We start from the raw sequence: 18,573 nt of genomic DNA on the forward strand, positions 1-18,573 counted from the left end.
GAGTGTGCTGCGTGTCCTTCGACTAAGTAGTCAGCAGGTTATCTTGGTCTGAGCTGAAGAATCGGAATTCAGAAGCAAAAAATATTGAGCGTTTTTTAGCCTAGCGCTTGACTTGCATCGGAAAGCCGCTAATTTTGCAACTCAATTCGACACAAGGGCTGCTCAGCAGGCCGGTTTTGAAGAGGGAAATTCTCTGCAGATGGCAGGAAGTGCAACTGGGGGCGTCGCATAGCGGCAATTGCGGGTGACTGTAACTCACCTCCTTCGGGTTCAAAGGTTCGAGTCCTTTCGCCCCCACATTTATGCGTAACGCTGGTAGCGAAATAGTCGCCACTTTCGTTATTCGCACACGCGGGAGTAGCTCAGTTGGTAGAGCGGCAGCCTTCCAAGCTGCAGGTCGCGGGTTCGAACCTCGTCTCCCGCTCAGTACAGTGAAGAAATGGAGCAGTAGTAAACTGTCCGCTATTCATCGTAGCTTTGCAAAACCAAATCAGCCGTTTTAGCTCAGTGGTAGAGCACTTCCTTGGTAAGGAAGAGGTCATGGGTTCAAATCCCATAAATGGCTCACATTATACCCGATGGTGCAGCGTGGCTGCTCTGTTTGGAACAGTCTGAAAAGAAAAGCGACGTGCAGTCCCCACTAAGCGGAGCTGCGTTTCGCTTTCTTTCAGTATAAGCACGTCGCGTTTTCCTCTTCTCAACAAAGTTCCTTTAATCTCCTTTACAATGGCCAAAGAAAATTTTGATCGTTCCAAGCCGCACGTGAACATCGGTACGATCGGGCACGTCGACCACGGCAAAACCACCCTGACCGCTGCTATCACGATGGTACTGGCGAACAAAGGTTTGGCCGCTAAGCGTGACTTCTCGTCGATCGACAACGCTCCTGAAGAAAAAGAGCGTGGTATCACGATCAACACGTCGCACGTAGAGTACGCTACCGAGAACCGTCACTATGCCCACGTTGACTGCCCCGGTCACGCTGACTATGTGAAGAACATGGTAACGGGTGCTGCCCAGATGGACGGTGCTATCCTCGTGGTAGCTGCTACTGACGGCCCAATGCCCCAAACGCGTGAGCACATCCTGCTCGCTCGCCAGGTAGGTGTTCCCCAACTGGTAGTGTTCATGAACAAAGTGGACATGGTAGATGACCCCGAGCTGCTCGAGCTGGTGGAAATGGAAATCCGCGAGCTGCTGTCGTTCTACGACTTCGACGGTGACAACATTCCAGTTATTCAGGGCTCGGCTCTGGGCGGCCTGAACGGCGACGCTGCTTGGGTTCCCAAGATCGAAGAGCTGATGGCTGCTGTTGATAGCTACATTCCAATTCCTGCTCGTCTGACCGACCTGCCCTTCCTGATGCCAGTAGAGGACGTATTCTCTATCACGGGTCGTGGAACGGTTGCTACCGGCCGTATCGAGCGTGGTATCATCAACTCGGGTGAGCAAGTTGAAATCCTCGGTATGGGTGCTGAGAACCTCAAGTCGACCGTAACGGGCGTTGAGATGTTCCGCAAAATCCTTGACCGTGGTGAAGCTGGTGACAACGTAGGTCTGCTGCTCCGTGGTATTGAAAAAGAAGCCATCCGTCGTGGTATGGTTATCTGCAAGCCCGGTTCTGTTAAGCCTCACACCAAGTTCAAAGCTGAGGTGTACGTGCTGTCGAAAGAAGAAGGTGGCCGTCACACGCCGTTCTTCAACAACTACCGTCCCCAGTTCTATTTCCGCACCACCGACGTTACCGGCATCATCTCGCTGGGCGAAGGCGTAGAAATGGTAATGCCTGGTGACAACGTAACTATCTCGGTTGAGCTGATCAACTCGGTAGCTATGGAAAAAGGTCTGCGTTTCGCTATCCGCGAAGGTGGCCGTACGGTAGGTGCCGGCCAGGTAACTGAAATCACCGAGTAGTTTTCCTAGTTTCTAGGTAATCAATACAATCCGCCCTCGATTTTTTCGGGGGCGGATTTGTTTTGTAAATAGAGTTCCATACATTTGCAGTCCCAATACAGCACCTCGCTGGTCCGGGACGCATACACGGGCGTAGTTCAAGGGTAGAATAGAGGTCTCCAAAACCTTTGATGGGAGTTCGAATCTCTCCGCCCGTGCTTTAAAGCAAGTTGCTCAACCCGCAGCCTGCGTGAAATCAGAAGCCAATTATCAGGCGACGACAATGGATAAGAAACCGAATTACTTCCGCGACACCGTCGAGGAGATGCGCTACAAAGTGACGTGGCCTTCTCTCGAGGAACTCCAGAAGAGTGCCGGCTTGGTACTCATTGGCTCGCTGGTATTCGCTGCTGTTGTTGGCCTGATGGACGTTGTGTTCAAAACAGGTCTGGAGGCATTCTACAACTCATTCCATTAATCCGTAGCGAAGATGGGAGAGCTGAAGTGGTATGTGGTTCGTTCGGTGAGCGGGCAAGAGAAAAAGGCCAAAACCTATCTCGAAACTGAAATCGGCCGTCATGGCTTGTCGGAATTGGTTCCGCAGGTATTGATTCCGGCCGAGAAGGTGTACGAGATGCGCAACGGCAAGAAGCGTGTACGTGAGCGGAACCTGTATCCGGGTTACATCATCATCCACGCGGACCTGACGCATGGCGAGGTAGACCACATTATTACCAGCACGCCTGGTGTTTTGGGTTTCCTGAGCGACAAGGAAGGAAAAGCGGCTAACCAAAATACGAAGCCCATTCCGTTGCGTCTATCGGAGGTGAATAACATCCTCGGCATTGTAGACGAAGCGGAAGAGCAAACGGCCACGCTGGAAACTCCTTTCGTAGCTGGTGAGCTGGTGAAGATTGTGGATGGCGGATTTGCCGGCATGCTGGGCACTGTTTCTGAAGTGTTTGAAGAGCGGAAGAAGCTCAACGTCATTGTAAAAATATTCGGCCGTAGCACTCCCATGGAGTTGAGCTACACGCAGGTTGAAAAAGAATCATAGTAGAAAGTGCAATTGAGAGCTTAGTGCTCAGACGGCTAGTAAGTCTGGACGCTAAGCTCTCAATTCTACTCTCACAGCCAGAAAACGTCGTCGGTTATCGGCTCCGGACCGACGGTGCTTCCACTCGGAGCAGTAAACTAAAACTGAGGATTTTGCGGGTTACGCCGTGACGTCCGAAGCCTTACAAACCAAATGGCCAAGGAAATTAGAGGTTATCTGAAGCTTCAGATAAAGGGAGGTGCCGCGAATCCCGCGCCACCGGTTGGACCTGCACTTGGTAGCAAAGGCCTTAACATCATGGAATTCTGCAAGCAGTTCAATGCTCGCACCCAGGATAAGGCCGGCCAAGTTTGTCCTGTACTCATCACCATGTACACCGACAAGTCGTTTGACTTTGTGGTGAAGACTCCTCCGGTGCCGGTGCTCCTCATGGATGCCGCCAAGCTCCAGAGCGGTTCGAAAGAGCCGAACCGTAACAAGGTAGGGTCGGTATCATGGGACCAAGTGCGCACTATCGCCGAGACGAAAATGCCGGACCTCAATGCCTTTAAGGTAGAGTCGGCAATGAAGCAGGTAGCTGGTACGGCTCGCAGCATGGGCATCACCATCTCGGGTACTTCTCCCTTTGCTGAATAATCTAACGACGGAGAAGACACATGGCAAAGATTAGCAAAAAGCGCAAGGAAGCCCTTGCCAAGCACGACCTGACCGAAGTTCGGAATCTGGTTGAAGCGGCCAAAGTGGTAAAGGACATCACCTATACCAAGTTTGACGCCTCCGTGGATATCGACGTTCGTCTGGGTGTTGACCCCCGCAAAGCTGACCAGATGGTACGTGGCGTAGCTACGTTGCCCCACGGTACCGGCAAAACCGTTCGTGTTCTGGCCCTCGTTACGGCCGACAAAGAAGCCGAAGCTACTGCAGCTGGTGCTGACTATGTTGGGCTGGACGATTATATCGCCAAAATCGAAAAGGGCTGGACAGATATCGACGTTATCATCACGATGCCGTCGGTAATGGCTAAAGTTGGTCGTCTGGGCCGGGTACTGGGCCCACGTGGCCTGATGCCGAACCCCAAATCTGGTACTGTTACGACGGACGTAGCTAAAGCTGTTCAGGAAGTGAAGGCTGGTAAAATCGACTTCAAAGTTGACAAAACCGGTATCATCCACTGCTCGGTTGGTAAAGTGTCGTTCGATGACCAGAAGTTGGCTGAAAATGCCATTGAGGTTATCCAGACGCTGATCCGTCTGAAGCCTTCCTCGGCTAAAGGCACCTACATCAAGAGCATCACGCTTTCGAGCACGATGTCGCCTGCTGTTCCGGTTGACACCACGGTAACTTCCGCATAATTTAAATCAACACGACGATATGATCCGGGAAGAAAAACAAGCCCTCGTCGACGAGTTGAGCGAGAAGTTTCAATCGCACAACGCGTTCTACATTGCCGATGCATCGGGAATGTCGGTGGCGAAAATCAACGAGTTCCGTCGCCTGTGCTTCACGCGCGGCATGGAGTTCAAAGTGTACAAAAACACGTTCATCCGCAAAGCCCTCGACACCCTCGGTGGCGATACTTCGGAGATGGATGCTGCGCTGAAAGGCCAATCGGGCATCCTGTTCTCGAAAGAGTCGGGTAACGCTCCTGCTAAACTGCTGCAAGACTTCTACAAGTCGCAGAACTATGGCAAGAACGTAGAGCCGAAGCCTGCGTTGAAAGGTGCTTATGTAGATGCTGGCATCTACATCGGGGCTAATCAGCTCAGCGGCCTCAGCACACTTAAAGGCAAAAACGAGCTTATCGGTGACGTTATCGGTCTGCTCCAGTCGCCTGCCAAGAATGTTATCTCGGCTCTGTCGAGCGGTGGCAACAAATTGGCTGGTATCATCAAAACGCTTTCCGAAAAAGAAGAGGTTGCAGGCTAACCGCTGCTCATCTTTTTCAACTTCAATTTCCTTCAACAACCCCCTTTTTAACAATCTACAGAAATGGCAGATTTGAAAGCATTCGCCGAGCAGCTCGTTAGCCTGACGGTAAAAGAAGTAAACGAACTGGCTACTATCCTGAAAGACGAGTATGGCATTGAGCCTGCTGCTGCTGCTCCGGTAATGATGGCTGGCGGTGGCGCTGCTGCTGCTGAAGCTCCTGAGGAGAAGACTTCGTTTGACGTAATCCTGAAGTCGGCTGGTGCTGGCAAACTGGCTGTGGTGAAACTGGTGAAAGACCTGACCGGTCTGGGCCTGAAAGAAGCCAAAGAACTGGTTGACGGTGCTCCTAAGGCCCTGAAAGAAGGTGTTGCCAAAGACGAGGCTGAAGGCCTGAAGAAGCAACTGGAAGAAGCCGGCGCTGAAGTAGAAATCAAGTAGTTTCTGCTGCCTGCTCTTAAAACCAGCAAATAAGGAGAGGCCTGGCAACTAAGCCAGGTCTTTTCCTGTTTGTAGGCAACAAACTAGTCGGAAGTCCGTTTGCACGCCGCTTTGCGGCTTTTCGTGCCTACGGACGCCAGAAGCGCAAGGTTCTGCTTTGCGCTTTCGTGCGCCCGCAACTTTCAAATTTCTTTCAAGGCAGTGGCTGTGCTGCTGCCCTGATATGGATTCTCCCAGTGTCCATTTCCTAACCCCACATACATTGGCTACACCGAAAGCACAGTCAGGTCTGCAAAAGCTGCAAGCTGCTGACGAGCGGATCAACTTCGCCAAGATTAAAAAGGTTATTGAGTATCCGGATTTCCTGGACGTGCAGGTTCGCTCGTTCATGGATTTCTTCCAGTTGGAAACGGCTGCCGAGAACCGTACTGATGAGGGCCTGTTCAAAGTATTCGCCGAGAATTTTCCGATTTCGGACTCGCGCGAAAACTTCGTGCTGACCTTTATCGATTACCACGTTGACCCGCCCAAGTACTCGGTTGACGAGTGCATTGACCGCGGCCTCACGTACTCGGTTCCGCTGAAAGCCAAGTTGCGTCTGGTCTGTAATGACTCGGACAACGAGGATTTTGAAACGATTGAGCAGGAAGTGTTCCTCGGGAACATTCCCTATATGACCGAAAAGGGCTCGTTCGTTATCAACGGCGCTGAGCGCGTTATCGTATCGCAGCTGCACCGCTCGCCAGGTGTATTCTTCGCCCAGAGCAAGCATACGAACGGCACCAAGCTGTACTCGGCCCGCATTATCCCGTTCAAAGGCTCGTGGATTGAGTTTGCCACGGACGTGAACAACGTGATGTACGCCTACATCGACCGGAAGAAGAAATTCCCGGTTACCACGCTGCTGCGCGCCATCGGCTACGGCACCGACAAAGACATTCTCGACCTGTTCGGTTTGTCGGAGGAAGTGAAGGCTGACAAAAAGAACCTCAAGAAAGCCGTTGGCCGCAAGCTGGCCGCCCGGGTGCTGCGCACTTGGACGGAAGACTTCGTGGACGAGGACACCGGGGAAGTGGTTTCCATCGACCGGAACGAGGTGCTGCTGGAGCGCGACTCCACCATCGAGGAGGACGACATCGACACCATCCTGAACGCTGGTGCTAAGTCGGTGATTCTGCACCGTGAGAACGTAAACATTGCGGACTACGCAATTATTTACAACACGCTGCAGAAGGACAACTCCAACTCGGAGAAAGAAGCCGTGGAGCAAATCTATCGTCAACTCCGGAACACGGAGGCTCCCGACGAAGAGACGGCTCGCGACATCATCCAAAAGCTATTCTTCTCGGATAAGCGCTACGACCTCGGGGACGTAGGCCGCTACCGTATAAATAAGAAACTGGGTATTGACACCGGTTGGGACGCCCGCGTACTGACCAACGAGGACATCGTTCTCATCGTGAAATACCTGATCGGTCTGATCAACTCGAAGGCCATTGTCGATGACATTGACCACTTGAGCAACCGCCGCGTGCGCACCGTGGGCGAGCAGCTCTACGCCCAGTTCGGCGTGGGTCTGGCCCGGATGGCGCGTACCATTAAGGAGCGCATGAACGTGCGTGACAACGAGGACTTCAAGCCAGTTGACTTGATCAACGCCCGGACGCTGTCGTCGGTTATCAACTCGTTCTTCGGCACCAACCAGTTGTCGCAGTTCATGGACCAAACCAACCCGCTGGCTGAGGTGACGCACAAGCGTCGCGTATCGGCACTGGGGCCGGGAGGTCTGTCGCGCGAGCGGGCTGGTTTCGAAGTACGTGACGTGCACTACACGCACTACGGCCGCCTCTGCACCATCGAAACGCCGGAAGGACCGAACATCGGTCTGATTTCGTCGCTTTGCGTGCATGCCCGGGTTAACTCGATGGGCTTCATCGAGACGCCGTACCGCACCGTAGAAAACGGCAAGGTGGATACGACAGAGAACGTGAAGTATCTGACCGCCGAGGAAGAAGACACCCACCACATTGCACAGGCTAACGCCCGTATTGATGAGGCGGGTAACTTCATCAACGACTTGGTAAAAGGTCGTTTCGAAGGTGACTTCCCCGTGGTAGGTCCCGGCGAATACAGCTACATGGACGTGGCACCGAACCAGATTGTATCGGTGGCGGCTTCGCTGATTCCTTTCCTGGAGCACGATGATGCTAACCGGGCACTGATGGGCTCGAACATGCAGCGTCAGGCAGTTCCGCTGCTGAAAGCCGAGGCTCCGATTGTGGGCACCGGTCTGGAAGGCCGCGTAGCTACTGACTCGCGCACGTTGGTAGTAGCTGAAGGCAACGGCGTAATCGACTACGTGGATGCTAACCGCATCGTCGTGAAATACGACCTGACGGACGACGACATTCTCGTAAGCTTCGACGCTGAGAAGATTTCCTACGACCTGATCAAGTTCCGTCGTACCAACCAGGATACCTGCATCAACCTGACGCCGCTCGTGAAGAACGGCGAACGGGTGGTGAAAGGCCAGGTTTTGTGCGAAGGCTACGGCACCAACAAAGGTGAGCTGGCCCTGGGCCGGAACATGCAGGTGGCCTTCATGCCGTGGCAGGGCTACAACTTCGAGGATGCCATTGTCATCTCGGAGAAAGTAGTGCGCGACGACATCTTCACCTCGATTCACATCGAGGAGTTTGAGCTGGAAGTGCGCGAAACCAAGCGCGGCGAAGAAGAGCTGACCTCGGAAATTCCGAACGTGAGCGAAGAAGCCGTGCGCAACCTCGACGACAACGGTATCATCCGTCTGGGCGCTGAGGTGAAGGAAGGCGACATTCTGATCGGTAAGATTACGCCGAAGGGCGAAACTGACCCGACCCCGGAAGAGAAGCTGCTCCGCGCCATTTTCGGTGACAAAGCCGGCGACGTGAAGGATGCCTCTCTTAAGGCGCCACCGTCCCTGCAGGGGGTAGTTATCGGCACCAAGCTGTTCTCGCGTCCGAAGAAAGACAAAAACCTGCGGGCCAAGTCGAAGAAGGAAGTAGAAGAGTTGAAGGAATCATACGCTCGTGAGTTGCGTGGCATCAAAGCCGTAATGGTGGAGAAGCTGGTGCAACTGCTGGAAGGCAAAACCTCCCAGGGCGTGAAGCACAAATTCGGCGACGAAATCGTCTCGAAGGGAGTAAAATTCGGCAAGAAGAACATTGCTGAGAACCTCTTCCCTGAGAAGAATCCTTACAAGGACGAGAGCAATTACGCTGTGCCCGAGGAGGTGAACATGTTCAAAGACCTCGTGCTGGAAGGCTGGACTGCCGACGCCCGCGTGAACGGCATGGTGCTGCAACTGGTGAAAAACTACGCCAAGAAGCGCAACACCATCACGGCCCGCTTCAAGCGTGACCGATTCACGCTGGAGGTTGGTGACGAGCTGCCCGCCGGTATCGTACAGCTGGCCAAAGTGTACATCGCCAAAAAGCGCAAGCTGAAGGTAGGTGACAAGATGGCTGGTCGTCACGGTAACAAAGGGGTAGTAGCCCGCATCGTGCGCGACGAGGACATGCCTTTCCTGCCCGACGGCACACCAATGGACATCGTGCTCAACCCGCTGGGTGTACCGAGCCGGATGAACATCGGTCAGATTTACGAGACCGTACTGGGCTGGGCCGGCCTTAAGCTGGGCCGCACCTACGCTACCCCGATTTTCGATGGTGCTACCGAAGCGGAAGTATCAGCCGAACTGACGGAAGCCGGGCTGCCGACCTTCGGCCGCGCGTACCTGCACGACGGCCTCACTGGCCAGCGTTTCGACCAGCCGGTAACGGTGGGTGTTATCTATATGCTGAAACTGGGTCACCTGGTGGATGACAAGATGCACGCCCGTTCGATCGGACCGTACTCGCTCATTACGCAGCAGCCGCTGGGTGGTAAGGCGCAGTTTGGTGGTCAGCGCTTCGGCGAGATGGAAGTGTGGGCATTGGAGGCCTTCGGTGCTTCCAACGTGCTGCAGGAAATCCTAACCGTGAAGTCGGATGACGTGGTAGGCCGTGCCAAAGCGTACGAAGCCATTGTAAAAGGCGACGTACTGCCCAAGCCGAATATCCCCGAGTCGTTCAACGTACTCATTCATGAGCTACGTGGTCTGGCCCTGGAAATCACGCTTGACTAAGGTTTGAAAGTAGTGGCTGCTGATGTGCAAGTATCGGCAGCCACTTTTCAAGTCTTGCTTATAGAGAGTGCCCGCGGTTCGGGCAACCGATAACAGCCGCTGCCGGCGTCGTTCCGAGATAAGGTCAGAACGGCATCAACCTCCGGCGGCTACTGGCCGCATACTGACTCAGCTTGCTGAGTCGCCCGATTACCAGACCTGGCGAAGAACTACTGCGCGGCGTACCTATCCGACCCGCAGAGCACTTTTCGCAGAGTCGAACTGTTACGTTCTTTCCGACCCCTCTTAAGATGGGCGGAACCAACGGACAGAAAAAAGCCACCAGCTAACAACAGCTACCCTACATGGCGTTTGCAAAAAACAAGAAACTGGTACAGGACTTCTCGAAAGTCACCATTTCGCTGGCCTCGCCCGAATCCATCCTGGAGCGGTCGAACGGTGAGGTTGTGAAACCCGAGACGATCAACTACCGGACGTACAAGCCCGAGATGGGCGGCCTGTTTTGCGAGCGGATTTTCGGTCCCGTGAAGGACTGGGAATGCCACTGCGGCAAATACAAGCGGATTCGCTACAAAGGCATCATCTGCGACCGGTGCGGCGTGGAGGTGACCGAGAAGAAAGTACGCCGGGAGCGGATGGGCCACATCGAACTGGTGGTGCCCGTTGCGCATATCTGGTACTTCAAGTCCCTGCCCAATAAAATCGGCTACCTGCTGGGCCTGCCCACCAAGAAGCTCGATCAAATTATCTATTACGAGCGGTACGTAGTGGTACAGCCCGGCGTATTGGGCGACGAAGGCGTGCAGCAGCTCGACTTCCTCACTGAAGACGAATACCTCGACATCATCGACAAGCTCCCCCGGGAGAACCAGATGCTGCCAAACGAGGACCCCAACAAGTTCATTGCCCGCATGGGTGCCGATGCCCTGCAACTCCTGTTGGAGCGCATCAACCTGGACGAGTTGTCGTACTCGCTGCGTGATTCTGCCGCTCACGAAACTTCTCAGCAGCGGAAAGCTGAGGCCCTGAAGCGCCTGCGCGTAGTGGAAGCCTTCCGCGATGCCGCTACCCGCGTGGAGAACAAGCCCGAGTGGATGGTCATCCGCATGGTGCCGGTGATTCCACCGGAACTGCGCCCGCTCGTTCCACTGGACGGTGGCCGTTTCGCTACGTCCGACCTAAATGACCTGTACCGTCGCGTCATCATCCGCAACAACCGCCTCAAGCGCCTGATCGAAATCAAAGCGCCCGAAGTAATTCTGCGGAACGAGAAGCGTATGCTGCAGGAAGCCGTGGATTCGCTGTTCGACAACTCGCGTAAGGTGAATGCCGTGCGTGCCGAAGGCAACCGCGCCCTGAAGTCGCTGTCCGATATGCTGAAAGGCAAGCAGGGCCGCTTCCGTCAGAACCTGCTCGGTAAGCGTGTCGACTATTCCGGTCGTTCGGTAATCGTCGTTGGTCCGGAGCTGAAGCTGCACGAGTGCGGTCTGCCCAAGAACATGGCGGCCGAGCTGTTCAAGCCGTTCATCATCCGCAAGCTCATTGAGCGCGGCATCGTGAAAACGGTGAAATCGGCTAAGAAGATTGTGGACCGCAAGGACGCTGTTGTTTGGGACATCCTGGAGAACGTGCTGAAAGGCCACCCAGTATTGCTCAACCGGGCTCCTACGCTTCACCGTCTGGGTATCCAAGCGTTCCAGCCGCGCCTCATCGAGGGCAAGGCTATCCAGCTGCACCCACTCGTTTGTACGGCCTTCAACGCTGACTTTGACGGTGACCAGATGGCAGTGCACGTTCCCTTGGGACCGGCCGCTATCCTGGAAGCCTCCATGCTCATGCTGGCCTCGCACAACATCCTGAACCCTGCCAACGGCGCCCCGATTGCGGTACCGTCGCAGGACATGGTTCTGGGCTTGTACTACGTGACCAAAGGCAAGCGTACCACGCCTGAGGAGAAAATCGACGGCGAAGGCATGATGTTCTACTCCGATGAGGAAGTAGTCATTGCCATCAATGAAGGCATTCTGTCCAAGCACGCCTATATCAAGGTGCGCACGCAGGTTCGCGACGAGGAGGATAACCTCGTCACGAAGATCATTGAGACGGTTGCCGGGCGTGTGCTGTTCAACCAGCTGGTGCCGACGGAAGTAGGTTTCGTGGATGAGCTGCTGACTAAGAAAAAGCTGCAGCAGATCATTTCGATGGTGTTCAAGCGGACCGGTATGGCCCGTACGGCGCAGTTCCTCGACGACATCAAGACGCTGGGTTTCCAGTCGGCTTACAAAGGTGGTCTGTCGATGGGTCTGGGCGACATCCAGATTCCGAAAGAGAAGGATGCCCTCGTAGCGCAGGCGCAAGCCGACGTGAAAGCTGTTACCCAGAACTACCAGATGGGTCTGATTACCGACAACGAGCGGTACAACCAGGTTATCGATATCTGGACGCGCATCAACAACCAAATCACTGAAACCCTCATGGGTCGCCTCGAAAAGGAGAACCAAGGCTTCAACTCGATTTACATGATGATGCACTCCGGTGCTCGTGGCTCGCGTGAGCAGATTCGTCAGCTCGGCGGTATGCGGGGTCTGATGGCCAAGCCGCAGAAGTCGCTCCAGGGTTCGGTAGGCGAGATTATCGAAAACCCGATTCTGTCGAACTTCAAAGAAGGTCTGGACGTAATCGAGTACTTCATTTCGACCCACGGTGCCCGGAAGGGTCTGGCCGATACGGCTCTGAAGACGGCCGACGCCGGCTACCTGACGCGTCGTCTGGTAGACGTATCGCAGGACGTCATCGTGAACGAAGTAGACTGCGGTACCCTCCGTGGCATCGAAACCTTCGCGCTGAAAGACAACGAGGACGTAGTAGAGCCACTGGCTGAGCGTATCTTGGGCCGCGTAGCGGTGCACGATATCATCGACCCGCTGACGGATGAAATCATCCTGACGGCTGGTGATGAAATCACCGAGGAAATCACGCGTCGCATAGACAACACCAGCATCGAATCGGTAGAAATCCGCTCGGTACTGACCTGCGAATCGAAGCGTGGTATCTGCGGCAAGTGCTACGGCCGTAACCTGTCGTCAGGCCGTATGGTACAGAAAGGTGAGGCTGTCGGCGTAATTGCTGCCCAGTCTATCGGTGAACCCGGCACCCAGCTGACCCTGCGTACCTTCCACGTAGGTGGTACTGCTTCTAACATTGCCGTTGAAGCCAGCCTGAAGGCGAAATTCGCCGGTGTAGTAGAGTTCGAAGATATCCGGACCGTAGAAACCGCTAATGCCGATGGCGAGCCGGTGAAAGTTGTGATGGGTCGCTCGGGCGAAATCCGCATTGTAGAGAAAGGCACGGGCAAAGTGTTCATCTCGAACCACGTGCCGTACGGCTCGTTCCTGCTGGTAGAAGAAGGCCAGGAGGTAGAGAAGGGTGCGGAGCTCAACAACTGGGACCCGTACAACGCCGTTATTCTGGCCGAGTTCGACGGTACCGTTCAGTACGACGCCATTACGGAAGGCATCACCTACCGTGAGGAATCGGATGAGCAGACCGGTCACCGCGAGAAAGTAATCATCGAATCGAAGGCGAAGGATCAAAACCCTGCCATCATCGTGCGCCCCGGCAAAAAGGGCGACATGGAAGGTTCGAAAGGCTACTCCATCCCGGTGGGCTCGCACCTCAACGTCGAGAACGGTGAGAAAATCAAGGCTGGTCAGATTCTGGCTAAGATTCCGCGTGCCGTGGGCAAAACCCGCGACATTACCGGTGGTCTGCCCCGTGTTACGGAGCTTTTCGAAGCGCGTAACCCGTCGAACCCAGCTGTTGTAGCTGAAATCGACGGTGTGGTAACTTATGGTACGGTGAAGCGTGGTAACCGGGAAATCTTCGTGGAGTCGAAAGACGGCGTCAAGAAGAAGTACATGGTGCCGCTGTCTAAGCACATTCTGGTGCAGGACAACGACTTCATCCGCGCTGGCTCACCGCTTTCCGATGGTGCCATCACGCCTTCGGATATCCTGAGCATTCAGGGCCCAGGTGCCGTGCAGGAGTACCTCGTGAATGAGATTCAGGAAGTATACCGCTTGCAGGGTGTGAAAATCAACGATAAGCACATCGAGGTGGTAGTTCGCCAGATGATGCAGAAAGTTGTGATTCTCGACGCCGGCGACACGACCTTCTTGGAGCACCAGGTAATCGACAAGATTATCTTCATGGAGGAAAACGATACCATCATCGACATGAAGGTGGTAACGAATGCCGGCGACTCGACCAACCTGAAGCCCGGCCAGATTGTAACGGCTCGTCGCCTGCGCGACGAGAACAGCAGCCTGCGCCGCCGCGACCTGGCCTTGGTAGAAGTGCGCGACGCACAGCCTTCGGTATCCCGTCCTACGCTGCAGGGTATCACCCAGGCTTCGCTGGGCACCCAGTCGTTCATCTCGGCCGCATCCTTCCAGGAAACGACCAAGGTGCTGTCGGAAGCTGCCATCCGTGGCAAAGCCGACGAACTGTTGGGTCTGAAGGAAAACGTAATCGTAGGTCACCTCATCCCGGCTGGTACCGGTCTGCGCGAATACACGCGTCAGATCGTCGGCTCGAGGGAAGAGTTGGAAGCCGCTCAGGCAGCCAAAGCCGACGATGCACCTGCTCCGGCCAAGCGTGCCGCCCGCGCCTCGCGCCGCGAGTCGGTTTCGGAGTAATCTGAATCGGAGTATAGTAGAGAAGCCGGCTGGGGAAACCCGGCCGGCTTTTTCTTTTACTTTACCGGATATTTCAGGATTGCCATTCTATTCAAACATCTATGTCAACAGTTGCTCCCATTGCTTTGGTGGATACCGAAGACTCAAAGTATAAAGTAGGGCAGATATGGAAATATCAGACAAGGCCCAATGAGAGAGAGTCTCTGCTAACTGTCGTTAAAGTAGAGTTACAGCACGAGGCCATAGTGGTAGTACATATCCATGTCGATGGATTATGTCTAAAACCCACTGAACATGGTGGAAAGCCGGGGACTACTGCCTCACATCTTCCGTTTTCGGAAGAGGCTATGGATGCAAGTGTCATTCACTTAGTAACTCAAGTTGAGCAGTTGCCTTCGTTTGAGGAAGGTTATGAAATGTGGCGTGAAGCCTTTCTAGATGGCAAAGCCGGGACATTCAGCATCACCGTAGCGCAAGTAATTGACTTTATAGAGTCATCACTGAACACCCATTAATTCAGAAGATCATGAACCAACCAACCCAACCCGAGGCCGACGCGCCACAACCCCAAGACCCCAACGCCATCAATATTGAGCTGTCGGAAGACATTGCCGAAGGCGAGTACGCCAACCTGGCCATGATTGCGCATAGCAGCAGTGAATTCGTCATCGACTTTATCCGGCTGATGCCCGGTCTGCCCAAGGCCAAGGTGAAATCCCGCATTATTCTCACGCCGGAGCACGCCAAGCGCCTTGTTGCAGCCCTGACGGAGAACATCGAGCGGTATGAGCAAGCCAACGGCGCCATTAAGCAACAACCTGACTCTCCTATGTACCCGATGGGGTTTGGTGGGAAGATAGGGGAGGCATAATAATTCGAATAGTACCACACAGATCAGGGCTTTTATCGGGATGATAGAAGCCCTGACTTTTTTAGGTGCAATTCGGTGTTCTCATCGAAGTTGCTTTTGCGGGCAAAACCGCGGTAGAATGCCGAATTCAGGCGGAACCGTCTTTGCAGCCCAACAAATCACCGGAAACAGCACCAACCGTTTCTCTAAAACAAACTATTCCAACTCGTTTGCTATTTCATCCTGACTTTTCTACCTTTGCAAGCCTAATTTTTGGGAGAGAACCCTCCTTGACAAAACATACCGTAGATGCCTACCATCAACCAGTTAGTACGAAAAGGCCGCGAGAAGCTGACGACGAAGTCGAAGTCGCCGGCTCTTGACTCGTGCCCGCAGCGCCGTGGCGTTTGCACCCGTGTGTACACCACCACGCCTAAGAAGCCGAACTCGGCTATGCGTAAAGTGGCCCGTGTGCGCCTCACCAACGGCAAAGAAGTTAACGCCTACATCCCGGGTGAAGGCCACAACCTGCAGGAGCACAGCATCGTGCTGATCCGTGGTGGTCGTGTGAAAGATCTTCCCGGTGTACGTTACCACATCATCCGTGGTGCTCTTGACACCGCCGGTGTAAACGGCCGTCTGCAGCGCCGCTCGAAGTACGGCGCTAAGCGTCCGAAGCCAGGCCAGGTTGCCGCAGCAGGCAAAGGTGGCAAACCCGCTCCCGGCAAGAAAAAGTAATTGAAGCCGAGTGAGGTAGTGCGAAGTGCTGGATAGCACATGGTTCTTATCCCACTTGCCCGCTACCTCAACTCATTTCTACACCCATGAGAAAGTCAAAACCAAAGAAGCGCATCCTCCTGCCCGACCCCAAATACAAGGAGACGCTGGTAACCCGTTTCGTCAACTACATGATGTATGACGGGAAGAAAAACCTTGCTTACACCATTTTCTACGATGCCTGCGAGCTTGTTGAGCAGCGCACTAAGGAAAGCGGCGTGGAGATGTGGCGCAAGGCCCTGAACAATGTAATGCCGACCGTAGAAGTGAAGAGCCGCCGCGTAGGTGGTGCTACCTTCCAGGTTCCAATCGAAGTTCGTCCAGACCGTCGTATTGCTGTAGGTTCGAAGTGGCTGATTCAGTATGCTCGTCGTCGTGGTGAGAAGACCATGAAGGACAAGCTGGCTGGCGAAATCATTGCTGCTGCCAAAGGTGAAGGTGCTGCCGTTAAGAAAAAGGACGACACGCACCGGATGGCGGAAGCCAACAAGGCCTTCTCGCACTTCCGCTTCTAAAAAATGAGTGATTGAGTGAATGAGTGACGGAGCATTCTGGTTACTGCCACAACTCCACCATCACTCATTCAATCATTCGCCCATTCACTCATTCAAAAGAGACATGGCTGTTAACAAAGACCTGCAATATCTCCGGAACATCGGGATTATGGCGCACATCGACGCCGGTAAGACCACGACTTCGGAGCGCATTCTCTATTATACCGGTAAGACCCACAAAATCGGGGAAGTGCACGAAGGTGCTGCCACGATGGACTGGATGGAGCAGGAGCAGGAGCGGGGTATCACCATCACTTCGGCTGCTACCACCACGTTCTGGAACTACCCCACCGATGCCAACGGTGATCCAACGCCAGACACTAAGCAGTACAAAATCAACCTCATCGATACGCCTGGCCACGTTGACTTCACGGTAGAAGTGGAACGTTCGCTGCGTGTACTTGATGGTGCCGTTGCTCTGTTCTGCGCTGTGTCGGGTGTTGAGCCTCAGTCCGAGACTGTATGGCGTCAGGCTGACAAATACAAAGTGCCCCGCATCTGCTTCGTCAACAAGATGGACCGCGCCGGCGCTGACTTCTTCAAAGCCGTTAATGAGATTAAGGACAAACTGGGTGCTAACCCAGTGCCTCTGCAAATCCCAATTGGCGCTGAAGATACCTTCAAAGGTGTAGTTGACTTGCTGACTGGCAAAGCCATCGTATGGGACGACGCAACCCAGGGCAAATCGTACCACGAAATCCCGGTTCCCGAGGATCTGGTGGACACGGTAGCCGAGTGGCGTCAGAAGCTCGTTGAGAGCGTAGCCGAGTACGATGACCGTCTGTTGGAGAAATTCTTCGAAGATCCGGAAAGCATCACCCGCGACGAAATGATGGTTGTTATCCGCCAAGCGGTTATCGACATGAAGTTCTCGCCCGTAATGTGCGGTTCGGCCTTCAAAAACAAAGGTGTACAGTCGATGCTGGACGGCGTAATGGCCTACCTGCCGTCGCCGCTGGACATGCCCGCCATCATCGGTACCAACCCCGATACCGGCGAGGAAATCGAGCGTCATCCCGACAACGCGGAGCCTTTCACCGCGCTGGCGTTCAAGATTGCTACTGACCCCTTCGTTGGTCGTCTGTGCTTCTTCCGTTGCTATAGCGGTGTTCTGGATGCTGGCTCGTACGTGCACAACAACCGCACGAACAAGAAAGAGCGTATCTCGCGTCTGATGCAGATGCACTCCAACAAGCAGAACCCCATCGACAAAATCCAGGCTGGTGACATTGCTGCCGGCGTGGGTTTCAAAGACATCAAAACCGGCGATACGCTGACCGACGAGAAGTCGCGCATCGTACTCGAGTCGATGTCGTTCCCTGAGCCAGTTATCGGCTACGCCATCGAGCCTAAAACTCAGGCGGACGTGGACAAGATGGGTATGGCTATTGCCAAACTCGTGGAAGAAGATCCTACCCTCGTAGTTCAGACTGACCCCGAGACGGGCCAGACCGTACTGAAAGGCATGGGCGAGCTTCACCTCGAAATCATCATCGACCGTATGCGTCGGGAGTTCAAGGTAGAAATCAACCAGGGCGCTCCAATGGTAGCCTACAAGGAGATTCTGACCAAGAAGGTCGAGCACCGCGAAACCTACAAGAAGCAGACGGGTGGCCGCGGTAAATTCGGCGACATCGTATTCGAACTTGGTCCGAAAGAAACCGATCCGGAGAAACCAGGTCTGGAGTTCGTGAACGACATCACCGGTGGTGTTATCCCTCGCGAATTCATTGCTCCAGTTCAGAAAGGCTTCGAAGAGGCGATGAAGAACGGTCCATTGGCTGGCTTCCCTATCGAAGGCATGCGCGTACGTCTGTACTACGGTTCGTACCACGATGTTGACTCGGACGCTCTGTCGTTCGAACTCGCAGCTCGTGGTGGTTTCCGCGAAGCTGGCAAGCAGGCTGGTCCGAAACTGCTCGAGCCTATTATGGCAGTAGAAGTAGTTTCTCCGGATGAGTACACCGGCTCGGTAACGGGTGACCTGAACCGTCGTCGTGGTATCATGAAGGGTATGGACACGAAAGGTGGTGCCAACGTTATCAAGGCTGACGTTCCGCTGTCGGAACTGTTCGGCTACGTAACGACGCTGCGTACCATCTCGTCGGGCCGTGCTTCCGCGTCGCTGACGTTCTCGCACTACGACCAGGTGCCCAACAACCTTGCTGAAGGCATCATCGCCAAGCAAAAGGGTAACGCCATTCGCTAATACC

Annotated in this window: 14 protein-coding genes and 4 tRNA genes; all 18 read left to right on the forward strand. The window is 54.3% G+C overall.

What is annotated here, in order from left to right; genetic code table 11:
• Nucleotides 1-217 precede the first annotated feature (217 nt).
• The 18 genes from IC231_RS05125 to fusA all read left to right on the forward strand — a co-directional run bounded on the left by IC231_RS05125 (nt 218) and on the right by fusA (nt 18,569).
• Nucleotides 218-297 (forward strand) — tRNA-Tyr (locus IC231_RS05125).
• Nucleotides 298-351: 54 nt separating this feature from the next.
• Nucleotides 352-424: transfer RNA gene (locus IC231_RS05130), tRNA-Gly, on the forward strand.
• A gap of 69 nt (nt 425-493) precedes the next feature.
• Nucleotides 494-565 (forward strand) — tRNA-Thr (locus IC231_RS05135).
• A gap of 161 nt (nt 566-726) precedes the next feature.
• On the forward strand, nt 727-1,914 hold the full coding sequence (gene tuf, locus IC231_RS05140; RefSeq protein WP_185888775.1) for an elongation factor Tu: 1,188 nt from the start codon (nt 727-729) through the stop codon (nt 1,912-1,914).
• Between the two features lie 126 nt (nt 1,915-2,040).
• Nucleotides 2,041-2,111 (forward strand) — tRNA-Trp (locus IC231_RS05145).
• A gap of 65 nt (nt 2,112-2,176) precedes the next feature.
• Nucleotides 2,177-2,371 carry a preprotein translocase subunit SecE gene (gene secE / locus IC231_RS05150; RefSeq protein WP_185888776.1) on the forward strand — a complete coding sequence of 65 codons (195 nt, stop codon included), beginning with the start codon at nt 2,177-2,179 and terminating at the stop codon, nt 2,369-2,371.
• 12 nt (nt 2,372-2,383) lie between these two features.
• Entirely contained in the window at nt 2,384-2,950 is a 567-nt protein-coding gene (gene nusG, locus IC231_RS05155) for a transcription termination/antitermination protein NusG (protein WP_190783491.1), read from the forward strand.
• A gap of 192 nt (nt 2,951-3,142) precedes the next feature.
• Nucleotides 3,143-3,586 (forward strand): 50S ribosomal protein L11, encoded by a 444-nt coding sequence (rplK, locus tag IC231_RS05160; RefSeq protein ID WP_045688441.1) that lies wholly within the window; start codon nt 3,143-3,145, stop codon nt 3,584-3,586.
• Between the two features lie 20 nt (nt 3,587-3,606).
• Nucleotides 3,607-4,302, forward strand: a complete 696-nt coding sequence (gene rplA, locus IC231_RS05165; RefSeq protein ID WP_073281270.1) for a 50S ribosomal protein L1 — start codon at nt 3,607-3,609, stop codon at nt 4,300-4,302.
• 19 nt (nt 4,303-4,321) lie between these two features.
• On the forward strand, nt 4,322-4,876 hold the full coding sequence (gene rplJ, locus IC231_RS05170; RefSeq protein WP_185888777.1) for a 50S ribosomal protein L10: 555 nt from the start codon (nt 4,322-4,324) through the stop codon (nt 4,874-4,876).
• 63 nt (nt 4,877-4,939) lie between these two features.
• Entirely contained in the window at nt 4,940-5,317 is a 378-nt protein-coding gene (gene rplL, locus IC231_RS05175; RefSeq protein ID WP_073281272.1) for a 50S ribosomal protein L7/L12, read from the forward strand.
• A 289-nt stretch (nt 5,318-5,606) separates the two neighbouring features.
• A complete protein-coding gene (rpoB, locus tag IC231_RS05180; RefSeq protein WP_190783980.1) occupies nt 5,607-9,482 on the forward strand; it encodes a DNA-directed RNA polymerase subunit beta in 3,876 nt (1,291 codons plus the stop codon).
• A 344-nt stretch (nt 9,483-9,826) separates the two neighbouring features.
• Nucleotides 9,827-14,179, forward strand: a complete 4,353-nt coding sequence (gene rpoC, locus IC231_RS05185; RefSeq protein WP_190783492.1) for a DNA-directed RNA polymerase subunit beta' — start codon at nt 9,827-9,829, stop codon at nt 14,177-14,179.
• A 101-nt stretch (nt 14,180-14,280) separates the two neighbouring features.
• Nucleotides 14,281-14,694 (forward strand): hypothetical protein, encoded by a 414-nt coding sequence (locus IC231_RS05190; RefSeq protein ID WP_190783493.1) that lies wholly within the window; start codon nt 14,281-14,283, stop codon nt 14,692-14,694.
• Between the two features lie 11 nt (nt 14,695-14,705).
• A complete protein-coding gene (locus IC231_RS05195; RefSeq protein ID WP_190783494.1) occupies nt 14,706-15,050 on the forward strand; it encodes a DUF3467 domain-containing protein in 345 nt (114 codons plus the stop codon).
• Nucleotides 15,051-15,338: 288 nt separating this feature from the next.
• A complete protein-coding gene (gene rpsL / locus IC231_RS05200; protein ID WP_190783495.1) occupies nt 15,339-15,767 on the forward strand; it encodes a 30S ribosomal protein S12 in 429 nt (142 codons plus the stop codon).
• A gap of 86 nt (nt 15,768-15,853) precedes the next feature.
• Nucleotides 15,854-16,321, forward strand: coding sequence for a 30S ribosomal protein S7 (gene rpsG / locus IC231_RS05205; RefSeq protein ID WP_073281277.1), 468 nt, complete (start codon nt 15,854-15,856; stop codon nt 16,319-16,321).
• 103 nt (nt 16,322-16,424) lie between these two features.
• The gene (gene fusA, locus IC231_RS05210; protein ID WP_190783496.1) at nt 16,425-18,569 is read left to right on the forward strand and encodes an elongation factor G; all 2,145 of its coding nucleotides are present in this window, start codon (nt 16,425-16,427) and stop codon (nt 18,567-18,569) included.
• The last annotated feature ends 4 nt before the right edge of the window (nt 18,570-18,573 follow it).

Origin of the sequence: Hymenobacter duratus, from assembly GCF_014698995.1 — a bacterium.
Classification (GTDB): domain Bacteria; phylum Bacteroidota; class Bacteroidia; order Cytophagales; family Hymenobacteraceae; genus Hymenobacter; species Hymenobacter duratus.

Coding starts and splice junctions, on each gene's coding strand:
- nusG (WP_190783491.1), top strand. CDS start 2,384: ATGGGAGAGCTGAAGTGGTATGTGGTTCGTTCGGTGAGCGGGCAAGAG.
- rpsL (WP_190783495.1), top strand. CDS start 15,339: ATGCCTACCATCAACCAGTTAGTACGAAAAGGCCGCGAGAAGCTGACG.
- IC231_RS05195 (WP_190783494.1), top strand. CDS start 14,706: ATGAACCAACCAACCCAACCCGAGGCCGACGCGCCACAACCCCAAGAC.
- secE (WP_185888776.1), top strand. CDS start 2,177: ATGGATAAGAAACCGAATTACTTCCGCGACACCGTCGAGGAGATGCGC.
- IC231_RS05190 (WP_190783493.1), top strand. CDS start 14,281: ATGTCAACAGTTGCTCCCATTGCTTTGGTGGATACCGAAGACTCAAAG.
- rpsG (WP_073281277.1), top strand. CDS start 15,854: ATGAGAAAGTCAAAACCAAAGAAGCGCATCCTCCTGCCCGACCCCAAA.
- rplA (WP_073281270.1), top strand. CDS start 3,607: ATGGCAAAGATTAGCAAAAAGCGCAAGGAAGCCCTTGCCAAGCACGAC.
- fusA (WP_190783496.1), top strand. CDS start 16,425: ATGGCTGTTAACAAAGACCTGCAATATCTCCGGAACATCGGGATTATG.
- rplJ (WP_185888777.1), top strand. CDS start 4,322: ATGATCCGGGAAGAAAAACAAGCCCTCGTCGACGAGTTGAGCGAGAAG.
- rplL (WP_073281272.1), top strand. CDS start 4,940: ATGGCAGATTTGAAAGCATTCGCCGAGCAGCTCGTTAGCCTGACGGTA.
- tuf (WP_185888775.1), top strand. CDS start 727: ATGGCCAAAGAAAATTTTGATCGTTCCAAGCCGCACGTGAACATCGGT.
- rpoC (WP_190783492.1), top strand. CDS start 9,827: ATGGCGTTTGCAAAAAACAAGAAACTGGTACAGGACTTCTCGAAAGTC.
- rplK (WP_045688441.1), top strand. CDS start 3,143: ATGGCCAAGGAAATTAGAGGTTATCTGAAGCTTCAGATAAAGGGAGGT.